Annotated in this window: 16 protein-coding genes; 9 read left to right on the top strand and 7 right to left on the bottom strand. The window is 66.3% G+C overall.

Annotated features, from left to right (window positions below):
- Positions 1-83 precede the first annotated feature (83 nt).
- The 3 genes from mmsA to AC6JAC_RS04380 all read left to right on the top strand — a co-directional run bounded on the left by mmsA (position 84) and on the right by AC6JAC_RS04380 (position 3,332).
- Positions 84-1,613: a multiple monosaccharide ABC transporter ATP-binding protein gene (mmsA, locus tag AC6JAC_RS04390; protein WP_028271178.1), complete on the top strand. Its 1,530-nt coding sequence runs from the start codon at positions 84-86 to the stop codon at positions 1,611-1,613.
- Between the two features lie 5 nt (positions 1,614-1,618).
- Positions 1,619-2,935, top strand: coding sequence for a multiple monosaccharide ABC transporter permease (mmsB, locus tag AC6JAC_RS04385; RefSeq protein ID WP_051628887.1), 1,317 nt, complete (start codon positions 1,619-1,621; stop codon positions 2,933-2,935).
- 181 nt (positions 2,936-3,116) lie between these two features.
- The gene (locus AC6JAC_RS04380; RefSeq protein ID WP_028271179.1) at positions 3,117-3,332 is read left to right on the top strand and encodes a hypothetical protein; all 216 of its coding nucleotides are present in this window, start codon (positions 3,117-3,119) and stop codon (positions 3,330-3,332) included.
- Here the strand turns inward: AC6JAC_RS04380 and AC6JAC_RS04375 are convergent.
- The 5 genes from AC6JAC_RS04375 to AC6JAC_RS04355 all read right to left on the bottom strand — a co-directional run bounded on the left by AC6JAC_RS04375 (position 3,325) and on the right by AC6JAC_RS04355 (position 7,009).
- Entirely contained in the window at positions 3,325-4,152 is an 828-nt protein-coding gene (locus AC6JAC_RS04375; RefSeq protein ID WP_497963566.1) for an NYN domain-containing protein, read from the bottom strand. The two genes, AC6JAC_RS04380 and AC6JAC_RS04375, sit on opposite strands and share 8 nt — an antisense overlap.
- 83 nt (positions 4,153-4,235) lie before the next feature.
- Entirely contained in the window at positions 4,236-5,267 is a 1,032-nt protein-coding gene (locus tag AC6JAC_RS04370) for an aldo/keto reductase (protein ID WP_497963564.1), read from the bottom strand.
- Between the two features lie 8 nt (positions 5,268-5,275).
- On the bottom strand, positions 5,276-6,148 hold the full coding sequence (locus AC6JAC_RS04365; protein WP_028271181.1) for an NAD-dependent epimerase/dehydratase family protein: 873 nt from the start codon (positions 6,146-6,148) through the stop codon (positions 5,276-5,278).
- Between the two features lie 152 nt (positions 6,149-6,300).
- Positions 6,301-6,678, bottom strand: a complete 378-nt coding sequence (locus AC6JAC_RS04360; protein WP_347897167.1) for a hypothetical protein — start codon at positions 6,676-6,678, stop codon at positions 6,301-6,303.
- A 13-nt stretch (positions 6,679-6,691) separates the two neighbouring features.
- On the bottom strand, positions 6,692-7,009 hold the full coding sequence (locus AC6JAC_RS04355; protein WP_497963562.1) for a DUF3040 domain-containing protein: 318 nt from the start codon (positions 7,007-7,009) through the stop codon (positions 6,692-6,694).
- 135 nt (positions 7,010-7,144) lie between these two features.
- On the opposite strand from AC6JAC_RS04355, the gene AC6JAC_RS04350 reads away from it, so the two are divergent.
- From AC6JAC_RS04350 to AC6JAC_RS04340, 3 genes are all read left to right on the top strand, one after another.
- Complete coding sequence (locus tag AC6JAC_RS04350; RefSeq protein WP_028271183.1) at positions 7,145-7,624, top strand: universal stress protein; 480 nt, start codon at positions 7,145-7,147, stop codon at positions 7,622-7,624.
- Between the two features lie 131 nt (positions 7,625-7,755).
- Positions 7,756-8,469: a hypothetical protein gene (locus tag AC6JAC_RS04345; protein ID WP_028271184.1), complete on the top strand. Its 714-nt coding sequence runs from the start codon at positions 7,756-7,758 to the stop codon at positions 8,467-8,469.
- The gene (locus tag AC6JAC_RS04340) at positions 8,450-9,088 is read left to right on the top strand and encodes a response regulator transcription factor (protein WP_028271185.1); all 639 of its coding nucleotides are present in this window, start codon (positions 8,450-8,452) and stop codon (positions 9,086-9,088) included. Before AC6JAC_RS04345 ends, AC6JAC_RS04340 begins: the two co-directional genes overlap by 20 nt.
- A 42-nt stretch (positions 9,089-9,130) precedes the next feature.
- On the opposite strand, the gene AC6JAC_RS04335 is transcribed toward AC6JAC_RS04340, so the two are convergent.
- Positions 9,131-10,816: a GAF domain-containing sensor histidine kinase gene (locus AC6JAC_RS04335; RefSeq protein ID WP_028271186.1), complete on the bottom strand. Its 1,686-nt coding sequence runs from the start codon at positions 10,814-10,816 to the stop codon at positions 9,131-9,133.
- Between the two features lie 358 nt (positions 10,817-11,174).
- On the opposite strand from AC6JAC_RS04335, the gene AC6JAC_RS04330 reads away from it, so the two are divergent.
- Complete coding sequence (locus AC6JAC_RS04330) at positions 11,175-12,233, top strand: glycosyltransferase family 4 protein (protein WP_497963558.1); 1,059 nt, start codon at positions 11,175-11,177, stop codon at positions 12,231-12,233.
- Here AC6JAC_RS04330 and AC6JAC_RS04325 read toward each other — a convergent pair.
- Complete coding sequence (locus AC6JAC_RS04325) at positions 12,203-13,558, bottom strand: phosphoribosyltransferase family protein (protein WP_028271188.1); 1,356 nt, start codon at positions 13,556-13,558, stop codon at positions 12,203-12,205. The two genes, AC6JAC_RS04330 and AC6JAC_RS04325, sit on opposite strands and share 31 nt — an antisense overlap.
- Positions 13,559-13,942: 384 nt before the next feature.
- Between AC6JAC_RS04325 and AC6JAC_RS04320 the strand changes: the two genes are divergently transcribed.
- Together AC6JAC_RS04320 and AC6JAC_RS04315 are read left to right on the top strand one after the other, a co-directional pair.
- Positions 13,943-14,686 carry a GAF and ANTAR domain-containing protein gene (locus tag AC6JAC_RS04320; protein ID WP_028271189.1) on the top strand — a complete coding sequence of 248 codons (744 nt, stop codon included), beginning with the start codon at positions 13,943-13,945 and terminating at the stop codon, positions 14,684-14,686.
- 162 nt (positions 14,687-14,848) lie between these two features.
- Positions 14,849-15,871 (top strand): LacI family DNA-binding transcriptional regulator, encoded by a 1,023-nt coding sequence (locus AC6JAC_RS04315; protein WP_347897153.1) that lies wholly within the window; start codon positions 14,849-14,851, stop codon positions 15,869-15,871.
- Positions 15,872-15,935: the final 64 nt, after the last annotated feature.

The following is a 15,935-nucleotide window of genomic DNA, read 5'->3' as shown; positions in this document are numbered from 1 at the left end:
CGTCACCGGTCCGGCCACACCCCTCCGGCAGGCCCCTGCAGCCGCAGGAAGGCCCAGGATCGACCAGTCAGTGGGAATTGACGATGAACACACCCATTCTTCAAATGCGAGGAATCACCAAGACCTTTCCGGGCGTCAAGGCACTCCAGAACGTCACGCTGGATGTGAAGCGCGGCGAGGTGCATGCCATCTGCGGCGAAAACGGCGCCGGGAAATCCACCCTCATGAAAGTGCTGTCAGGGGTCTACCCGCACAGCTCATTCGACGGAGACATCCTCTTCGAAAACGAACCGTGCACGTTCAACAGCATCAGCGACAGCGAGAAGCGCGGCATCGTCATCATCCACCAGGAGCTGGCCCTGAGCCCCTATCTTTCGATTGCCGAAAACATCTTCCTCGGCAATGAACTGACGAAGAACGGGTGGGTGGACTGGCGCAAAACAAACCTCGAAGCCGCCAAGCTGCTGGCCCGCGTGGGACTCAGCGAAAATCCCGTCACGCCTGTCCAGCACATCAGCGTCGGGAAGCAGCAGCTCGTCGAAATCGCGAAGGCACTCTCCAAAGAGGTCAAACTCCTCATCCTGGACGAGCCAACGGCCGCGCTGAACGACGAGGACTCCGGCCACCTGCTGGACCTGATCCTCCACCTGAAAGGCCAGGGCGTCACCAGCATCATCATCAGCCACAAACTCAACGAGATCCGCAAGGTGGCGGATGCGGTCACCATTATCCGCGACGGCAAGACCATCGAAACCCTGCGTCTGGACGAGGGCCAAATTACCCAGGAGCGGATTATCCGCGGCATGGTGGGCCGGGACCTGGACAGCCTCTATCCGGACCGCGACCCGAAGATCGGCGAGGAAGTCCTCCGGATCGAGGACTGGTCGGTGCGGCACCCCCAGGACCACTCCCGGATGGTGGTCACCAACGCGAGCCTCAACGTCCGAAAAGGCGAGGTGGTGGGACTGGCCGGCCTCATGGGCGCCGGCCGGACCGAACTGGCCATGAGCGTCTTCGGCCGGACATACGGCACCGCCGTGTCAGGAAAGGTCTACAAGCATGGCCGGGAGATCAACACGTCCACCGTCTCGGATGCCATCAAGCACGGCATCGCCTACGCAACCGAGGACCGCAAGCACTACGGCCTGAACCTCATTGAAGACATCAAGCGGAACATCTCCATGGCAGCCCTGCGGAAACTGGCCAAGCGCGGCTGGGTGGACAAGAACCAGGAAACCATCGTCGCCAACAGCTACCGGCAAAGCATGAACATCAAGGCACCGTCAGTGGCTGCGATCACCGGCAAGCTGTCCGGCGGCAACCAGCAGAAGGTCGTGCTGAGCAAGTGGATGTTCTCCGACCCCGACGTGCTGATCCTGGACGAACCCACCCGCGGCATCGACGTCGGGGCCAAGTTCGAGATCTACACCATCATCACCAAGCTCGCGGCAGAGGGTAAGGCGGTCATCGTGATCTCCTCCGAACTCCCCGAACTGCTGGGCATCTGCGACAGGATCTACACGCTGTCAGCAGGCCACATCACCGGCGAAGTGCCCATCGCCGACGCTTCACAGGAGACCCTCATGCACCTTATGACCAAAGAGAAGGAATAGCGACCATGTCCGCCCTCCGAGAATCCCTCGGCTTCCTCGCAAGCCGCCTCCGCCAGGTCGGCATCTTCGTCGCCCTGATCCTGATCGTCCTGCTCTTCCAGGTCCTCACCGACGGCATCCTGCTTCAGCCACAGAACGTCACCAACCTCGTGGTGCAGAACAGCTACATCCTGATCCTGGCCATCGGCATGGTGATGGTCATCATCGCCGGCCACATCGACCTGTCCGTCGGCTCCATCGCGGGCTTCATCGGTGCCGTATCCGGCGTGATGATCGTCCACTGGGGCTGGGCATGGTGGATCGCCATCCCCGCCTGCCTCCTGGTCGGCGCACTCGTCGGTGCCTGGCAGGGATACTGGATCGCCTACGTCGGCATTCCGGCCTTCATTGTCACCCTTGCCGGCATGCTGATTTTCCGCGGCCTGACGCTGATCACCCTCAAGAACCAGCAGATCACCCCGTTCCCGGACGAACTCCGCGCCCTCGGCGGCGGCTTCCTCCCGGACATCAGCGGGGGCACCTCCGTCCTCGAATGGCTCACCGTCATCCTCGGCGTCGGAGGCACCGCGGCCATCCTCTTCCAGGCCATCAAGGAGCGCCGCGTCCGCCGGAAGTTCAACCTGGAGAACGAACCCATGGCCTGGTTCGCGGTAAAGACCGCGTTCATTGCCCTGCTGATGCTCATCATTACCTTCCTGCTGGCGAGCTACCGGGGAACACCGATCGTCCTGATCGTGCTCGCGGCCCTGGTGATCATCTACTCCGCCCTGATGAACAACAGCATCTTCGGCCGGCACACCTACGCCATCGGCGGGAACCTGCATGCAGCGGAGCTCTCCGGCATCAAGACCAAGGCCGTCACCTTCCGGCTCTTCGTCAACATGGGCGTTCTGGCGGCCCTCGCGGGCCTCGTGTTTACGGCCCGCCTGAACTCGGCCCAGCCGGCCGGCGGCACCGGGTTCGAACTGGACTCCATCGCCGCGGCGTTCATCGGCGGCGCCGCGGTGCAGGGCGGCATTGGCACCGTGGCCGGCGCCATGATCGGCGGGCTGATCATGGGCGTGCTCAACAACGGCATGTCCATCCTGGGCCTCGGCACCGACTACCAGCAGCTCATCAAGGGCCTGGTCCTTCTCCTCGCTGTCGGCTTCGACATCTTCAACAAGAACCGCAGCGGCCGCGGAGGAGGAAGCACCCTCGGCACGCGGTTCAAGCTGAAGACCACGCCTCCGGCCGCTGCAGAAAGCACGGAGACCGCCGCGGACCGCCCGGTCGCAGTGGCCGCCAGCTCCCGGCAGGCAAGCACCGTCCGGAACTCCTGACAAAGAGAGGCCGACGGCGGCAGGCAACTGCCACCGTCGGCCTCCGCCGCTTCTTCGGGCCTTGCCGGCGGCCCTCCGGCTGCCCCCGCGGAACCCGCCCGCACTGGAAATGTGATTTGCTTCACAGTGCCGGCGCGGATAGCATTCCATCACTGTTAGCGATCACAGAGAAGGACCTGGAATGACTGCCTCCCTCCCCGAGCCCGAGACAGCCGACGACTGGCAGCAGCTGATTGGCAGCCGTGTTGAACTGCGGATCGACGGCCGGATGGTGCGCACCGGCGAGGTGGAGGACGCCACCGATGATTCTGCCGTCATGTGGCTGCGGTTCGACGGCAATCACGGCCGGCAACTGGTGTCCAAGTTCGACGGCTACCAGGTTGTTCCCGTCAGCTGAGGGCTTTGCCGGCGGTTGCCGCCTTGGCAACGGGCGCGGTGGTCACTTTGAGTCCGCACCCCTGCTCGGCAAATGCCGTCAGCGTCTTGTAGCCGAAGGTCTTGTAGGTGACGTTGGGCCAGCGGTCCCGCAGAAGCTGGCCGAGGCGGGGAGCGTTGACCAGGCCCTTCACCCAGAGGGTGGGATCGTCCTTGAGGAAAGCGTGGACACTGGCTTTGTAGAGCTCAAGTTCGGTGTGCGGCGAAGTTTTCTTTTTCGCCGGCTTGGCGGGCGCCGGTGGCTTCTTCACTGCCGGCACCGGCACCACGACGGCGGGCGCCGGGATGTCGATGACATGGAAATGGTCGGCCACCGACTGCAGGACCTTGTTGACGACGCCGGCGTTCGGCTGGGAGGTGGTCGCAACCAGTGACCGCTTTCCCAGCGCATGCAGGCGGCGCAGGAGCGGGACGAAGTCACCGTCGCCGCTGACGATCACAAAAAGCTCAATCCATGGCATGTCCGCGGCCACTTCGAGGGCGTCGACCACCAGCTCGATGTCCGCGGCGTTCTTGCTGGGCTGGTCAAACGAGAAAATCTGGACGGGCTTGATGTTGTGGGCCAGCAGCTGGCTCCGGTACCCGGCCATGTCCGGGCGTCCCCAGTTGGCATATGCCCGCGCCAGCGCCGTTCGCCCGCCAAGGCCCGTGTCCCCCACGACCTTTTCAATGGCGCGGACCACCGTGGCCAGCGGCACGGATGTGACGTCGTTCCCGTACCCGCCGAAGAGATTCTCCATGTCCAGGAAAATAGCCACGTTCCGCTGCCGCGATCCTGCCACGTTAACCGTCTTCCCCCAGCGAATAGTAAACAGATCCTATCCCCCCGCGGGGCCCCGAAGCGGCGGGGCCCCGCCGTCGCCGGCTAGCGGCCGCCTTCGATCTTCCGGCTGCGCTGCTCCTGTGCCATCGGACCGTACGGGTACACGCCAACCCGGGGCTGGCTGGCCTCCGTCAGCCGCCGGGTCTCTTCCTCCGTCAGTTCAAGCTCCGCAGCGGCGAGGTTGTCCGCCAGCTGCTCCGTGGTGCGGGCCCCGAGGATCACGGACGTCACCGCGGGGCGGTCCGCCAGCCATGCCAGCGCCACCTGCGAGGGACTCACTCCGTGGTCCGCAGCGATCTTCTCCACGGTTCCGATGACCTCCCACGTCCGCGGATCGTCATTGCGCGCCTGCCAGGCTTCCATGCCGCGTTTGGGATTCTCGCCCAGCCGGGTGGCCCCCGCCGGTGCCTCGTCGCGCTTGTACTTCCCGGAGAGCCAGCCGCCGCCAAGCGGGGACCACGGGAGCAGGCCGATCCCCGCGTCCAGCGACGCCGGAACAATCTCCGACTCAATCTCCCGGACCAGCAGGCTGTACTGCGGCTGCAGCGTCACCGGCGCGCTCCAGCCTTGCGCCTCGGCGACGTGCACAGCCTTGGTCAGCTGCCAGCCCAGGAAGTTGGAGAAGCCGTAGTACGCGATCTTTCCGCTGCTGACGGAGTCATGCAGGAAGCGCAGCGTCTCCTCCAGCGGCGTAATGGGGTCCCACGCGTGCATCTGGTACAGGTCGATCTGTTCGACGCCGAGGCGGCGCAGCGAGTCGTCGAGGGCGCGGGTGAGATGGCGTCGGGAGGTTCCGAGGTCGTTGGGGGCCTGACCCATGGGGAAGCGTCCCTTGGTTGCCAGGACAGCGCGGTCCCTGACCTCGGGGCGGGCGGCAAGCCAGCGGCCGATGATCTGTTCGGACACCCCTTGGCTGTAGACGTCAGCGGTATCGATGAAGTTGCCGCCTGCGGCGAAGTAGTCGTCCAGGATGGCGAAGGACGTCTCCTCGGTGGCTTCAGCGCCGAAGGTCATGGTTCCCAGCGCGTAGTTGGAAACGACGGCGCCGCTGTTGCCTAATGTGCGGTACTGCATGGTTCTCCTCAGTCCTCGGTGGGCGTGGTGCGGTTCGAGTGGTAGCTGCGCCAGGTGTGCTCGGGAGCGAATCCCAGCAGGCGCTTGGCTTTGTCGATGGACAGCATCGTTTCGTGTTCGCCGAGTTCCTTGACCACCTTGACGCCGGGGAAGACTTCGGCGGCGAGGCTGGCACTGGATCGGCTCATGACCGTGTCCTCGTTGGCGATGATGAACGCTTCGAATCCGGGCTTGCCGTTCTCCAGTGCGCGGGCCACCGCCTGCGCACCGTCGCGGCCGTCGATGTAGCCCCAGAGGTTCCACTTCCGCAACGTGGCATCGGCGTCAAAGGAAGGGAAGTCCTCGTAGTCCTCGGGGTCCATCACGTTGGAGAACCGCAGGCCCGTGATGCTCAGGTTTGGATCCCAGCGGGTCAGCTGGATGGCCATCTGCTCCTCCAGGTGCTTCACCAGGGAGTAGGTGCTTTCCGGGCGGGCCGGATATTCCTCGTCCACCGGGATATAGGGAGGGTCGACGTCGAACGGCAGTCCCAGCACCGTCTCGCTGGAGGCGTACACCACCTTCTTGATTCCGGCCCGCCGGGCCGCCTGGAAGACGTTGTAGGTGGCGAGCATATTGTTCTCGAAGGTGGCCGCATCCGGCGCATGGCCCGGCGCGGGGATGGCTCCGAGGTGCACGATCGCGTCAAAGCCCCCGTGGCGGTCGTCGAGGCCCAGGATGACGTCCAAAACCTGCCCGTAGTTGCGCAGGTCCACCTCGGTGAAGCCGCGGCCCCTGGTCCCCGTGCGGTCCAGGTTCAGGACGTCATGGCCGTCCTCGGTTAGCCGGCGCACCACGCTCCTGCCCAGCTTTCCGCTTCCGCCAGTCACAGCAACTCTCATCAGGAACTCCTCTGGGTAGTTGTCGGCGGCCGGTCGTCCGTAGCTGCCTGCCGCCGTCGTCATTCCACCCTAGGGGCGCGGCCGCTCGGATGCAGCCCTTCTGGCTGGCCCTCTGAGTCCTAGGAAAGAACGTCCCCCGCCCGCCGGGGGCTTCAGCCGAGCCGGAGCAACAGGGGAAGGGTGTTGGTGATGATGGTGAAGGCGGCCGCAGCGATGCCAATGACTGCCGGGATGATCCCTGACGCCTCGCCGCGGCCACGCGCCCTGAACCCGAGGACGGCCGCAGCCAGCTCCGGGGCCAGGATCAGCAACAGGGCGGGTCCCGCCGCGCTCACAATGACGCCCGGCGGTAGCGAATCCCCGCCGTCGTAGCCCTGCAGGGTGAGCAGCCCTTCACCAATGATCATGCCCGCCACGAACGCGGCAGGAATGGCGGCAACGGCGATCCAGGCCCAGCGCAGAAGCCGGCGTCCGGGCAGGGATCCGCCGGAATCCGGGGCGGCTGCGGGCACCGGGCTGCGTGATGTCATCGGTGAAGGAGCGTCAGATGTGTTGCGACTGGCCCGGCAGGCCCATGCTCGGGCGCCCGAACGGAAGCCGGCTCGCACTGAAACCAAGGGATGCGTAATAGCCGCCGGCAACCATCATGGCAAAACCGGCGACGCCCACGTACACAAGCTGCACCACAGCGCCCGCAATCACCGCAAGGAACCCGCAGACCACGCACAGGGCACCGAGGACCACCCGCCGCATCAATGACCAGGACTGGCCTTCCATGCGCGCGGCGAATTGCGGATCATCCTCGTGAAGCGACTGCTCCATCTGCCTGAGGACGTCCCTTTCATGTTCAGAAAGCGGCATCTTTGACCTCCGAACCGGATTGATATTAAGGATCGTTCATGTAGCGGTTAAGTCAATAGAGCCAAAAGTCATGGGCGGATCGCGGTGACTTTGGACCCTAGGCAGGGGGTCCCGGGCAGGCGCACGCTGGAACCCATGAACACTGAAGAACGCATTGTGGTGGGCGTGGACGGCTCCGAATTCTCCACAGCTGCGCTGCAGCTCGCCGGACGCATGGCCGGCAGCCTCAACGCCCCGCTGGAGATCATCACCTGCCTCGGAACCTCCGATTTCTACCTCGCTTCCCACATGCCGCCCGGGCGCGTGCCCAGCATGGAGGAACTCGAGGAAACAGCGAAGCGCCTGGTGGACCAGGCCATCGGGAGGGCCTTCGGGGCATCTCCGCCGGCCCAGCTGTCCCGCACGGTGAAGTTCGGGCCGCCGGCAAAGACACTGGTGGATGAAAGCCGCCATGCCCGGCTGCTGGTGGTGGGCCGGCGCGGGGAGGGCGGCTTCCTGTCGCAGGTCATGGGATCCGTCAGCGGAGCCTGCGCCGCGCATGCGCACTGCCCCGTCCTGGTGGTGGGCCAGGACACCAAAGTGGCCGAACCGGAACCGGGTCCGACGTCCGGGTGAAGACGGGCGCCTCCACCGCGAGACTCCGGGGCGTTCAGTGACTTTGTGCCCTAATCCCGGTTCTCGTGCAAGCCCTAACCTGAATGCATAAGCGCGGCAATCACCGCGTGCCAAGTCCCGGGAGCGTCGTCATGAAAGCAGCAACGGCGAGCATCATCGCAGGCGCAGTCCTCCTGCTTTCCGGCGTCCTGCTGCTGCTGGACGCCCTGCGTGTCCTGGACACCGCCCTTCTGGTGTGGCCGCTGATCTTCGGCACCTCCGGCGCCGTTTTCCTGGCGGTGTTTTCCAGGAACCGCGCCAACTGGTGGGCGGCCATCCCGGGGTTTGCCCTCCTGGGGCTGGCCGCGGTGGTCACCACCACTCAGCTGTGGCCCGGTTCAGCGGGCGACTGGCCGGGCGCATTGTTCTTCTTGTTCCTCTCCGCCGGCTTCGCGGCGGTGTACTTCCGGGAGCCAGCCAACTGGTGGGCCCTGATTCCGTGCGGGGTCATGCTCACGCTCGCCTTGATGGTGGCATTGCCGCCGGGGCTGGACGGAACGCCGGTGGCCGCCGTGCTGTTCCTGGGGCTCGCCGCAACCTTCGCCACGGTGTCGCTCACCCCGGAGCGGATGAAATGGCCCCTGATCCCGGCCGCCGTGCTGGCCACCCTGGGGCTTGCCTTTGCCATTCAAGCCACCGTCACCTTCCGCACCCTGGAGTACCTGACAGCAGTGGTGCCGCTGCTGGCCGGCGCCTACCTGCTCTATTACGCCTTCCACAACCGCCGCAGCGGCCGCGGGCACACGGGCGGGGCTATAACCGATCCGATGAAGCAAGGACTGGGTGATGCTCACGGTGGCCACTGACCCAGCAATCGGGAACGACGTTGTTGGGGGGACGCGCGTATACATCCTGGACAGCCACGCGCTGGTCCGGACGGGGCTCCGCGAGCTGCTCGAAGAGGCGCACTTCGACGTGGTCGGCGAGAGCGGGTCGGCCTCCGAGGCAAGCCTCCGCATCCCGGCCCTGAGCCCGGACCTGGTGGTGATCGGAGCTCATCTCCCGGACGGCACCGGCATTGAAGTGTGCCGGGAAATCCTCTCCGACAACCCCGGACTCCGGTGCCTGCTCCTGAGCAGTTACGACGACGACCACGCGCTCAGCAGCGCGGTGCTGGCCGGAGCGGCCGGCTATGTGCTCCGGCAGCTGCCCGGGACCGCACTCCTGGAGGGCATCCGCCGGGTAGCCACGGGCGAATCGCTGCTGGAGCCCGGCGTCGAACGCAAAGTCATGGAAGGCCTCTACAAAACGCAGGTGAGCCGCCGTCACAGCCGGTTGAGCTCACAGGAACTCAGGGTCCTCACCCTCATGAGCCAGGGCATGACCAACCGCGAGATCAGCGAGGAAACGCGCTTTGCCCGGGCCACGGTGACACTCCAGGTGGCGGGAATCCTCACGAAACTGGGCTTCGAGTTGCGCGGCTGACACCGTTCGCCCACCGGGCGCCGGGGTCGGGGCTGCCGGGGGTCAGGGCTGCCGGGGACACACGGAAGGGGCGGTCCACGTCAGTTGGGTACCGTGGCCGGGGCTGCTTTCGATGGAGCACTCGCCGCCCAGGGCCATGGCCCGGTGCTTCATGTTGTCGATGCCGCTGATGCGGGTCGGGTTTTCAAACCCGCAGCCGTTGTCCGTAATCCTGAGTTCCACGCCCTCCGGCTGGGCGGTGAGCGAAATGTCGATTTCATCAGCACCTGAGTGCCGCACCGCGTTGCTCAGCCCCTCGGACAGCACCGCCAGCAGCTGCTCCACGACGGCGTCGGGCACTGCTTCGTCCACCGGTCCCGTCAGCTGGACCTTGGGTGAAAAGTCCGAGTTACGGATCCCCTCGTGGATGGTCCGCATGATGAGGCCGGTGAGTGGTTCCTTCGGGCCATGGCCGGTCCGCATCGAGTAGATGGTGTCCCTGAGCTCGTGGATGGTGCCGTCCAGTTCGGCCGTCACTGCAGAGATCCGCTCCTGGGCCACAGGGTCCGGCACGTACCGGCGCAGGCTCTGCATGCTCAGCCCTGCTCCGAAGAGCCGCTGGATCACCAGGTCGTGCAGGTCCCGTGCGATCCTGTCCCGGTCCTTGGAGAGCAGCTGCTCTTCCCGCCGCAGCCGGGCCCGGACCAGTCCGAGTGCCAGCCCTACCCGGGACCCGAAAACGGCGCTGGACTGCAGGTCGGACTGGATGTACGGCGGTCCGCCGGCGGGGCGCGCCAGGATCAGCAGGCCGCGTTCGCTGCTCTGCCGTCCGAGCGTTGCCACCAGCAGCGGACCAAGTTTCTCGTCGGCGCCGGGTCCGAAGACCTCGTTGGGGTCCCTGACCAGGGCGGAGCTTCCAGTTTCCAGGACGTCGGCGATGACGTCCGACGGCGGCAGCTCCTGGCGGGCCGACAGGGACTGGACGCCCACCATGGTTTGGCAGCGCTGGATGCCTTCGGCATCGGGGTAGGCAATCACGGCCAGGATGGAGTCCGAGACGGTCAGTGCGCGTTCGGCAACCAGGTCAAGGTTGTCGGTTTCGTCGGGGAACAAGGCCGAACTCAGCTGATCGCTGACTTCCAGCCCGGCCTCAAGCCAGCGCTGCCGCCGGCGCGTGTCATCGTACAGCCGGGCATTCTCGATGGCGACGCCGGCGGCAGACGCCAGCGCCGAAGCGAGTTCCTGGTCCTCTTCGGTGAACGGTCCGCCGTCGAGCTTCTCGGTCAGGTAGAGGTTTCCGAAGACGGAACCGCGGACCCTGACGGGAACCCCCAGGAATGTCTTCATGTCGGGGTGGTTCGGCGGGAACCCGCTGGCCATTTCGTGCCCGCCGAGGTCGTCGAGCCGCAGTGCCTCGGGCCGGCGGATCAAGTGTCCCAGCACGCCGCGGCCGGTGGGGAGGTCGCCGATCAGCCGGACGCCGTCGTCGTCGATTCCCACAGTAATGAAGTGTCCCAGCTCATGGTCGCCGTCGATCACGCCAAGCGCGCCATAGCGCGCCCCCACCAGCTCGCAGGCGGACTGCACTACCCGGTCCAGGACAGCTTCAAGGCTGAGGTCTTCGGTGAGCGAAACCACGGCGCCCAGCAGGCCCTGCATCTGGTCCTGGGCACGCACGAGTTCATCTGCGCGGGCCACGAAGTCGCGCAACAGGTCCTCCGTGCGCCTCCGGATGGGTTCACGCCACATAGGGCCACCATACGCAAGGTTCACGGCGGACAGGGTTTGAAATTTCGAGGGCTGGCACTTTTGGAGCGGGATCGCCGCTCAGGCGGCCACGGGCAGGCTCGTGTGATAAACGTTGCTCGAATACCGGAAGGTCCGGGCTCATGCGACTCCCCAAGGCAGCGAGACACAAACGGCGGACTGCTTCACCGAGTTCCTAATGCATCAACCCCAGACTGATATCAACACAGTACCAAGACGGACACAGTGGCTCAAGGGACAGCGTAACGGGACTAAAGGCACTGGGAAACACTTGCCGCGGCTGGCAGTCTGAACGGGCGGATTAACGCGGCGTCCCCGGGATACGAGGAGATGACCCAACGTGCGAATCGGACTGATCGCTCCGCCCTGGCTGCACGTGCCCCCGCCCCGCTACGGCGGCACCGAAGTGGTGGTGGACGGGCTGGCCCGCGGCCTCGTTGCTGCGGGTCACGACGTGCTGCTGGCCGCCCCGGCAGGAAGCACCTGCCCGGTCCCCCTGGTGCCGGACATGCCTCCGCCCAGCGCCGGCTCGGCCGCCACCTGGTCCGCGGGTGCCGAGCTCTACCACGTGGCCCTTGCCTATGCCGCCCTGGCGGACGTGGACCTGGTCCACGACCACACGGTGGCCGGCCCCTTCTTCCGCTACCGCCCGGCCACGCTGCCGGTGGTCACCACCAACCACGGGCCGTTCAGCTCGCAGCTGGGCGACCTCTACCGGCTGATGGGACCGGAGGTGGCGATGGTGGCTATTTCGCATCGCCAGGCCGCGGATGCCGCCGGCGTGCCGATCGCCCGGGTGATCCACCACGGCATCGACGTTGATGCCGTGCCGGTGGGAGACGGCGCCGGCGGCTACGCGGCATTCCTGGGGCGGATGAGCCCGGACAAGGGGCCGCGGGAAGCCATCCTGATTGCGCGGCAGGCGGGCGTCAGGCTTCTGATGTCCGCCCGCATCCAGGGTCCGGAAGAACAGGAGTATTTCGACAGCCAGGTGGCCCCGCTCCTCGGCCCGGAAGTCGAGTTCCTCGGAGAAATCACAGCGGCGGAAAAGTACCAGCTGATGGGCGGCGCCGTGGCGTTCCTCAACCCGATCCAGTGGCCCGAACCCTTCGGGCTGGTGATGATCGAAGCACTGGCAGCCGGCACCCCCGTGGTGGGCACGGGTTCCGGGGCGGCACCGGAAATAGTGGACGACGGCGTCACCGGGTACCTGCGGACCGGCATCGATCAGCTGGCCGAGGCCCTGGCGCTGGCCCCCGGACTGGACCGGGCCGCCTGCCGCCGGGCCGCTGAGCTGCGCTTCAGCGTGGGCCGGATGGTGGCCGATCATGTTTCCCTTTATCAGGAAATATTGGGCACCCTCCCGGATCAGTCCCCGGCCTCGTCGCCGCCTGCCTGAACGCCGCCGGCCTGATCGTCGCCTGGCTGAAGGTGGCGGAGGAACCAGTCCCTGGCCAGCGCCGCAGCCTCAGACAACGTTCCGGGCTCCTCGAAAAGGTGCGTTGCCCCCGGAACCACGGACAGCTGGCTGGGGCAGCGCAGCAGCGCCTGGGCCCAGCGGTTGAGTTCCAGCACCTCACGGTCCGCCCCGCCCACAATCAGGAGCGTGGGGGCTCGGACGGCGGACAACCGCTGGCCGGCAAGGTCCGGACGGCCGCCCCGCGAGACCACGGCATCAATCCGGGCGCCGGGTTCCGCCGCAGCCCACAAAGCAGCACCGGCTCCCGTGCTGGCACCGAAGTACCCGATGCGGCTCCTGGCCGTGTCCGGCCGCCCGGCCAGCCATGCCGTCGCGGCAGTTAGCCGGCCGGCAAGCAGCCCGATGTCGAACACGTTGGCGCGGTTGAGTTCCTCGGCCGGTGTGAGCAGGTCCAGCAGCAGGGTTCCCAGGCCTGCGCGCTGGAGGAAGGACGCCACGAAACGGTTGCGGGGGCTGTGCCTGCTGCTGCCGCTTCCGTGCGCGAACACCACGACGGCGGCCCCCGCCGCCGGCAGGAACAGGTGCCCTTGGAGCTGCGCCTCTCCCGCGTCGATCTGGACGTCCTCATCCACGGCCGTGCCGTTGGCAACGGTCTGGGCACTGTGCAGACGCTTTGCTGCCGCATCGAGCAACAGCACCACTTCGTCGTCGCCGGTGGGCGAAAAGTCACGGTAGTGATAGCCGACGGCGGTGAACTGGCGGGGCGTGGCCAGGCAGACGATTTCATCCGGTTCCGTGAGGTCCGCGAGGGTGTCAGCCGGGGCCACCGGCACCGCCAGAATCACCTTGGCGGCGCCGAGCTGGCGGGCGATGCGGCAGGCAACCCGGGCCGTGGACCCGGTGGCGATTCCGTCGTCGACAATCACGGCGGTGCGGCCCGCCAGGTCGGTGCGGGTCCGCCCTTTCCTGAACCGGGCCACCCGCGACTCGAGCAGGGCGCGCTCCCGTTCCTCCACGGCAGCAAGCTCGGCTTCGGTCACGCGCACATGGGAGATGATGTGCTTGTCCAGCACCCGCGCGCCGCCTTCACCGATGGCTCCCATGGCCAGCTCGGGCTGGAACGGCACTCCCAGCTTCCGCACCACGATCACGTCCAGGGGCGCGTCCAGCGCCGTCGCCACCTCGAACGCCACCGGAACACCGCCCCGGGGCAGCCCAAGGATCACGATGTCCTGCCCGCGAAGGTATCCGAGGCGCTGCCCCAGCCGCCGTCCCGCCTCAACCCTGTCCTCGAAAATGCTCATGGCCAGCCGTTCGCCTCGTGGCTAAAGGCCGCCGTGCCGGTCCGGGCAATCCAGGGGTTTGCGCCCCGGCATGCGGGATGGGACGTCGGCGGCCGCTCTTCTCCAACTATCCGGCAGGTGGCGGCTCGCTGCGAGGGACTTTCGGCCCGGATTCCGGGGCGTTGGCAGCCTCCGGCCACTCCGCGCGGGGCAGGCGCGGCCGCGTTGTCACATGCGTCCGCGGCCCGGCAACAGCTGTATATAATTTCCCGGTACGGTTTAGCAGAGAGCCGTTGGATAGTTCTACGATCCGGCCCTCTGCCTGCCATCTGCGTTGTGACCGACGCGGCCGGCACCTGCGCCGCCGGGTCGTTTTGACCTGAACGAAACGGCAGCAAGAACATCGTGGCCAGCGAGTCGACCGCACACACCGCAACGTCCATCAGCCAGCATCTGCACGAAATGGTGTTGAACAGCTCGGACGTGGAGCAATTCCTTCACGAACTCGCCCGGGTATCCGCGCGCAGCCTTTCCGAACCGGGGGACGCCGTCCTCTGCGGGATTACGCTGCTCCGGCACCGGAAGGCCGCCACAGTGGCCAGCAGCAGCCCGGAAGCCCAGGCGATGGACGAAATCCAGTACGACTTTGGCGACGGCCCGTGCATGACCGCGTCCCGCGACCAGGTGACCGTGCACATCAAGGACCTCCGGGCACATGAACGCTGGCCCAAGTACTCCGACACAGTGCTGGGGCACGGCGTCCGGTCCATCCTCGCCGTGCCATTCCGGCTCGACGGCGACACCCGCGCGGCCCTGAACCTCTACTCCCACCGGCCCGGCCGGTTCGAAGGCAAGGTCCTGGAACTCGCCGAGGACTTCGTCAGCCAGACGTCCCTGGCCCTCCGGCTGGCGGTGCGGTTCGCCCACTACAGTGAGACGGCGGCCAACCTGAAGGCAACCCTGGAGTCCCGCACCGCGATCGACGTCGCCATCGGCATCATCATGGCCCAGAACCGGTGCAGCCAGGAGGAGGCCTTCGAGCTCCTGAAGGCGGCCTCAAGTACGCGCAACGTCAAACTGCACGGCGTGGCCGCGGCGATTGTCGATTCCCTCGGCCAGGGCCCGGCCAGGACCCACTTCGAGCTGTAGCCGGCCCCTTACGCCAAAAGTAGCCATTGCACACGGCTGTGATGCATGCCATACTTTTCCTCGATACGCATCGACGATGCGTATCGACGGCGGCCCTGAATGGCCCGCAGCCCAGACGGCCGGGAGTTCGGGGCCACATCGCACAGGAGAGGCGGGAAAGCCATGCCAACCAGCAAAGACGTCGCGGAGGCGGCCGGCGTTGCCCAAAGCACCGTCTCCTACGTCCTGAGCGGCAAGCGGCCCATCTCGGAAAAAACCCGTAAGAAGGTCGAGGCTGCAATTGAACAGCTGACCTACCAGCCCAACGCCGGGGCGCGGGCACTCGCCAGCCGCAAGACGCGCGTCATCGGCCTGGTCATCCCCTTCATTCCTGAACTCGAGATGGCCTCGATCATGGAATTCGTTTCCGTGATTGCCTCCACTGCCCGGCAGTACGACCACGACATCCTTCTGGTTACGGAGGACGAAGGCGCCGCCGGGCTCCGCCGCGTGGTGGGCCAGCAGATCTGCGACGGCCTGATCCTCATGCAGGTGGAGGACGAGGACGAACGGCTCCCGGTGGCCCGGACCCTGAACGTCCCGGTGCTGCTGATCGGCATCCCCCGCGATCCGTCCGGACTCGTCTGCATCGACGCGGACTTCGAAATGGCCGGCGAACACTGCGTCCGGGACCTCGCCGCCGCGGGGCATTCCGTCATCTCGATCATCGACTGGCAGCCAGCCGTGGTGAACCGCCACGTGAACTACGTGGACCGGTTCATGGGCGGTGCCGACGCGGCCGCCAGCGCTTTGGGAGTGTCTGTGCAGCACCTGCCCGGCGGCCCGGACCAGGCGACGATTGCTGATTCCGTGGACAAGGCCCTGGCCGCAACCGAGGGCGTACCGGCGTTCATTGCCCCCGACCGCACCATCCAGGACATCCTCCGCCGCGCGCTGGCTTCCCGAGGCCTCACTCCGGGAGTGAACGTCTCCGTCATCGGCAGCGCCACCCCCACCCTTGCCGACCTCCAGCCCATCCCGCTCTCCACCATCGACCTGCGCCCGGCGGAAGTTTCCCGCCGAGCAGTAAAAATCATCTGCCAGCTCCTCGAAGCCGATTCCCAGGGACCACACGAATCCCTGGAGTTGGTACCCACGGTCATCACGCACCGTTCCAGCACGCTCCGTCCACCCCACGGCGCCTAGCACGACCTTTCCCTGCCAACACCTTTTTATTTCACCATCGTCGATACGCATCGATGATTCGCTT

It is taken from the genome of Arthrobacter sp. KUASC02 (genome assembly GCF_059739395.1).
The sequence above is the reverse complement of the archived record's forward strand: the minus strand, read 5'-3'. Positions and strand labels throughout refer to the sequence as shown.

What these genes read in the sequence shown, in the direction of transcription:
- mmsA (WP_028271178.1), top strand. Translation starts at nt 84, where the DNA reads ATGAACACACCCATTCTTCAAATGCGAGGAATCACCAAGACCTTTCCG.
- mmsB (WP_051628887.1), top strand. Translation starts at nt 1,619, where the DNA reads ATGTCCGCCCTCCGAGAATCCCTCGGCTTCCTCGCAAGCCGCCTCCGC.
- AC6JAC_RS04380 (WP_028271179.1), top strand. Translation starts at nt 3,117, where the DNA reads ATGACTGCCTCCCTCCCCGAGCCCGAGACAGCCGACGACTGGCAGCAG.
- AC6JAC_RS04370 (WP_497963564.1), bottom strand. Translation starts at nt 5,267, where the DNA reads ATGCAGTACCGCACATTAGGCAACAGCGGCGCCGTCGTTTCCAACTAC.
- AC6JAC_RS04365 (WP_028271181.1), bottom strand. Translation starts at nt 6,148, where the DNA reads ATGAGAGTTGCTGTGACTGGCGGAAGCGGAAAGCTGGGCAGGAGCGTG.
- AC6JAC_RS04360 (WP_347897167.1), bottom strand. Translation starts at nt 6,678, where the DNA reads ATGACATCACGCAGCCCGGTGCCCGCAGCCGCCCCGGATTCCGGCGGA.
- AC6JAC_RS04355 (WP_497963562.1), bottom strand. Translation starts at nt 7,009, where the DNA reads ATGCCGCTTTCTGAACATGAAAGGGACGTCCTCAGGCAGATGGAGCAG.
- AC6JAC_RS04350 (WP_028271183.1), top strand. Translation starts at nt 7,145, where the DNA reads ATGAACACTGAAGAACGCATTGTGGTGGGCGTGGACGGCTCCGAATTC.
- AC6JAC_RS04345 (WP_028271184.1), top strand. Translation starts at nt 7,756, where the DNA reads ATGAAAGCAGCAACGGCGAGCATCATCGCAGGCGCAGTCCTCCTGCTT.
- AC6JAC_RS04340 (WP_028271185.1), top strand. Translation starts at nt 8,450, where the DNA reads ATGCTCACGGTGGCCACTGACCCAGCAATCGGGAACGACGTTGTTGGG.
- AC6JAC_RS04335 (WP_028271186.1), bottom strand. Translation starts at nt 10,816, where the DNA reads ATGTGGCGTGAACCCATCCGGAGGCGCACGGAGGACCTGTTGCGCGAC.
- AC6JAC_RS04325 (WP_028271188.1), bottom strand. Translation starts at nt 13,558, where the DNA reads ATGAGCATTTTCGAGGACAGGGTTGAGGCGGGACGGCGGCTGGGGCAG.
- AC6JAC_RS04315 (WP_347897153.1), top strand. Translation starts at nt 14,849, where the DNA reads ATGCCAACCAGCAAAGACGTCGCGGAGGCGGCCGGCGTTGCCCAAAGC.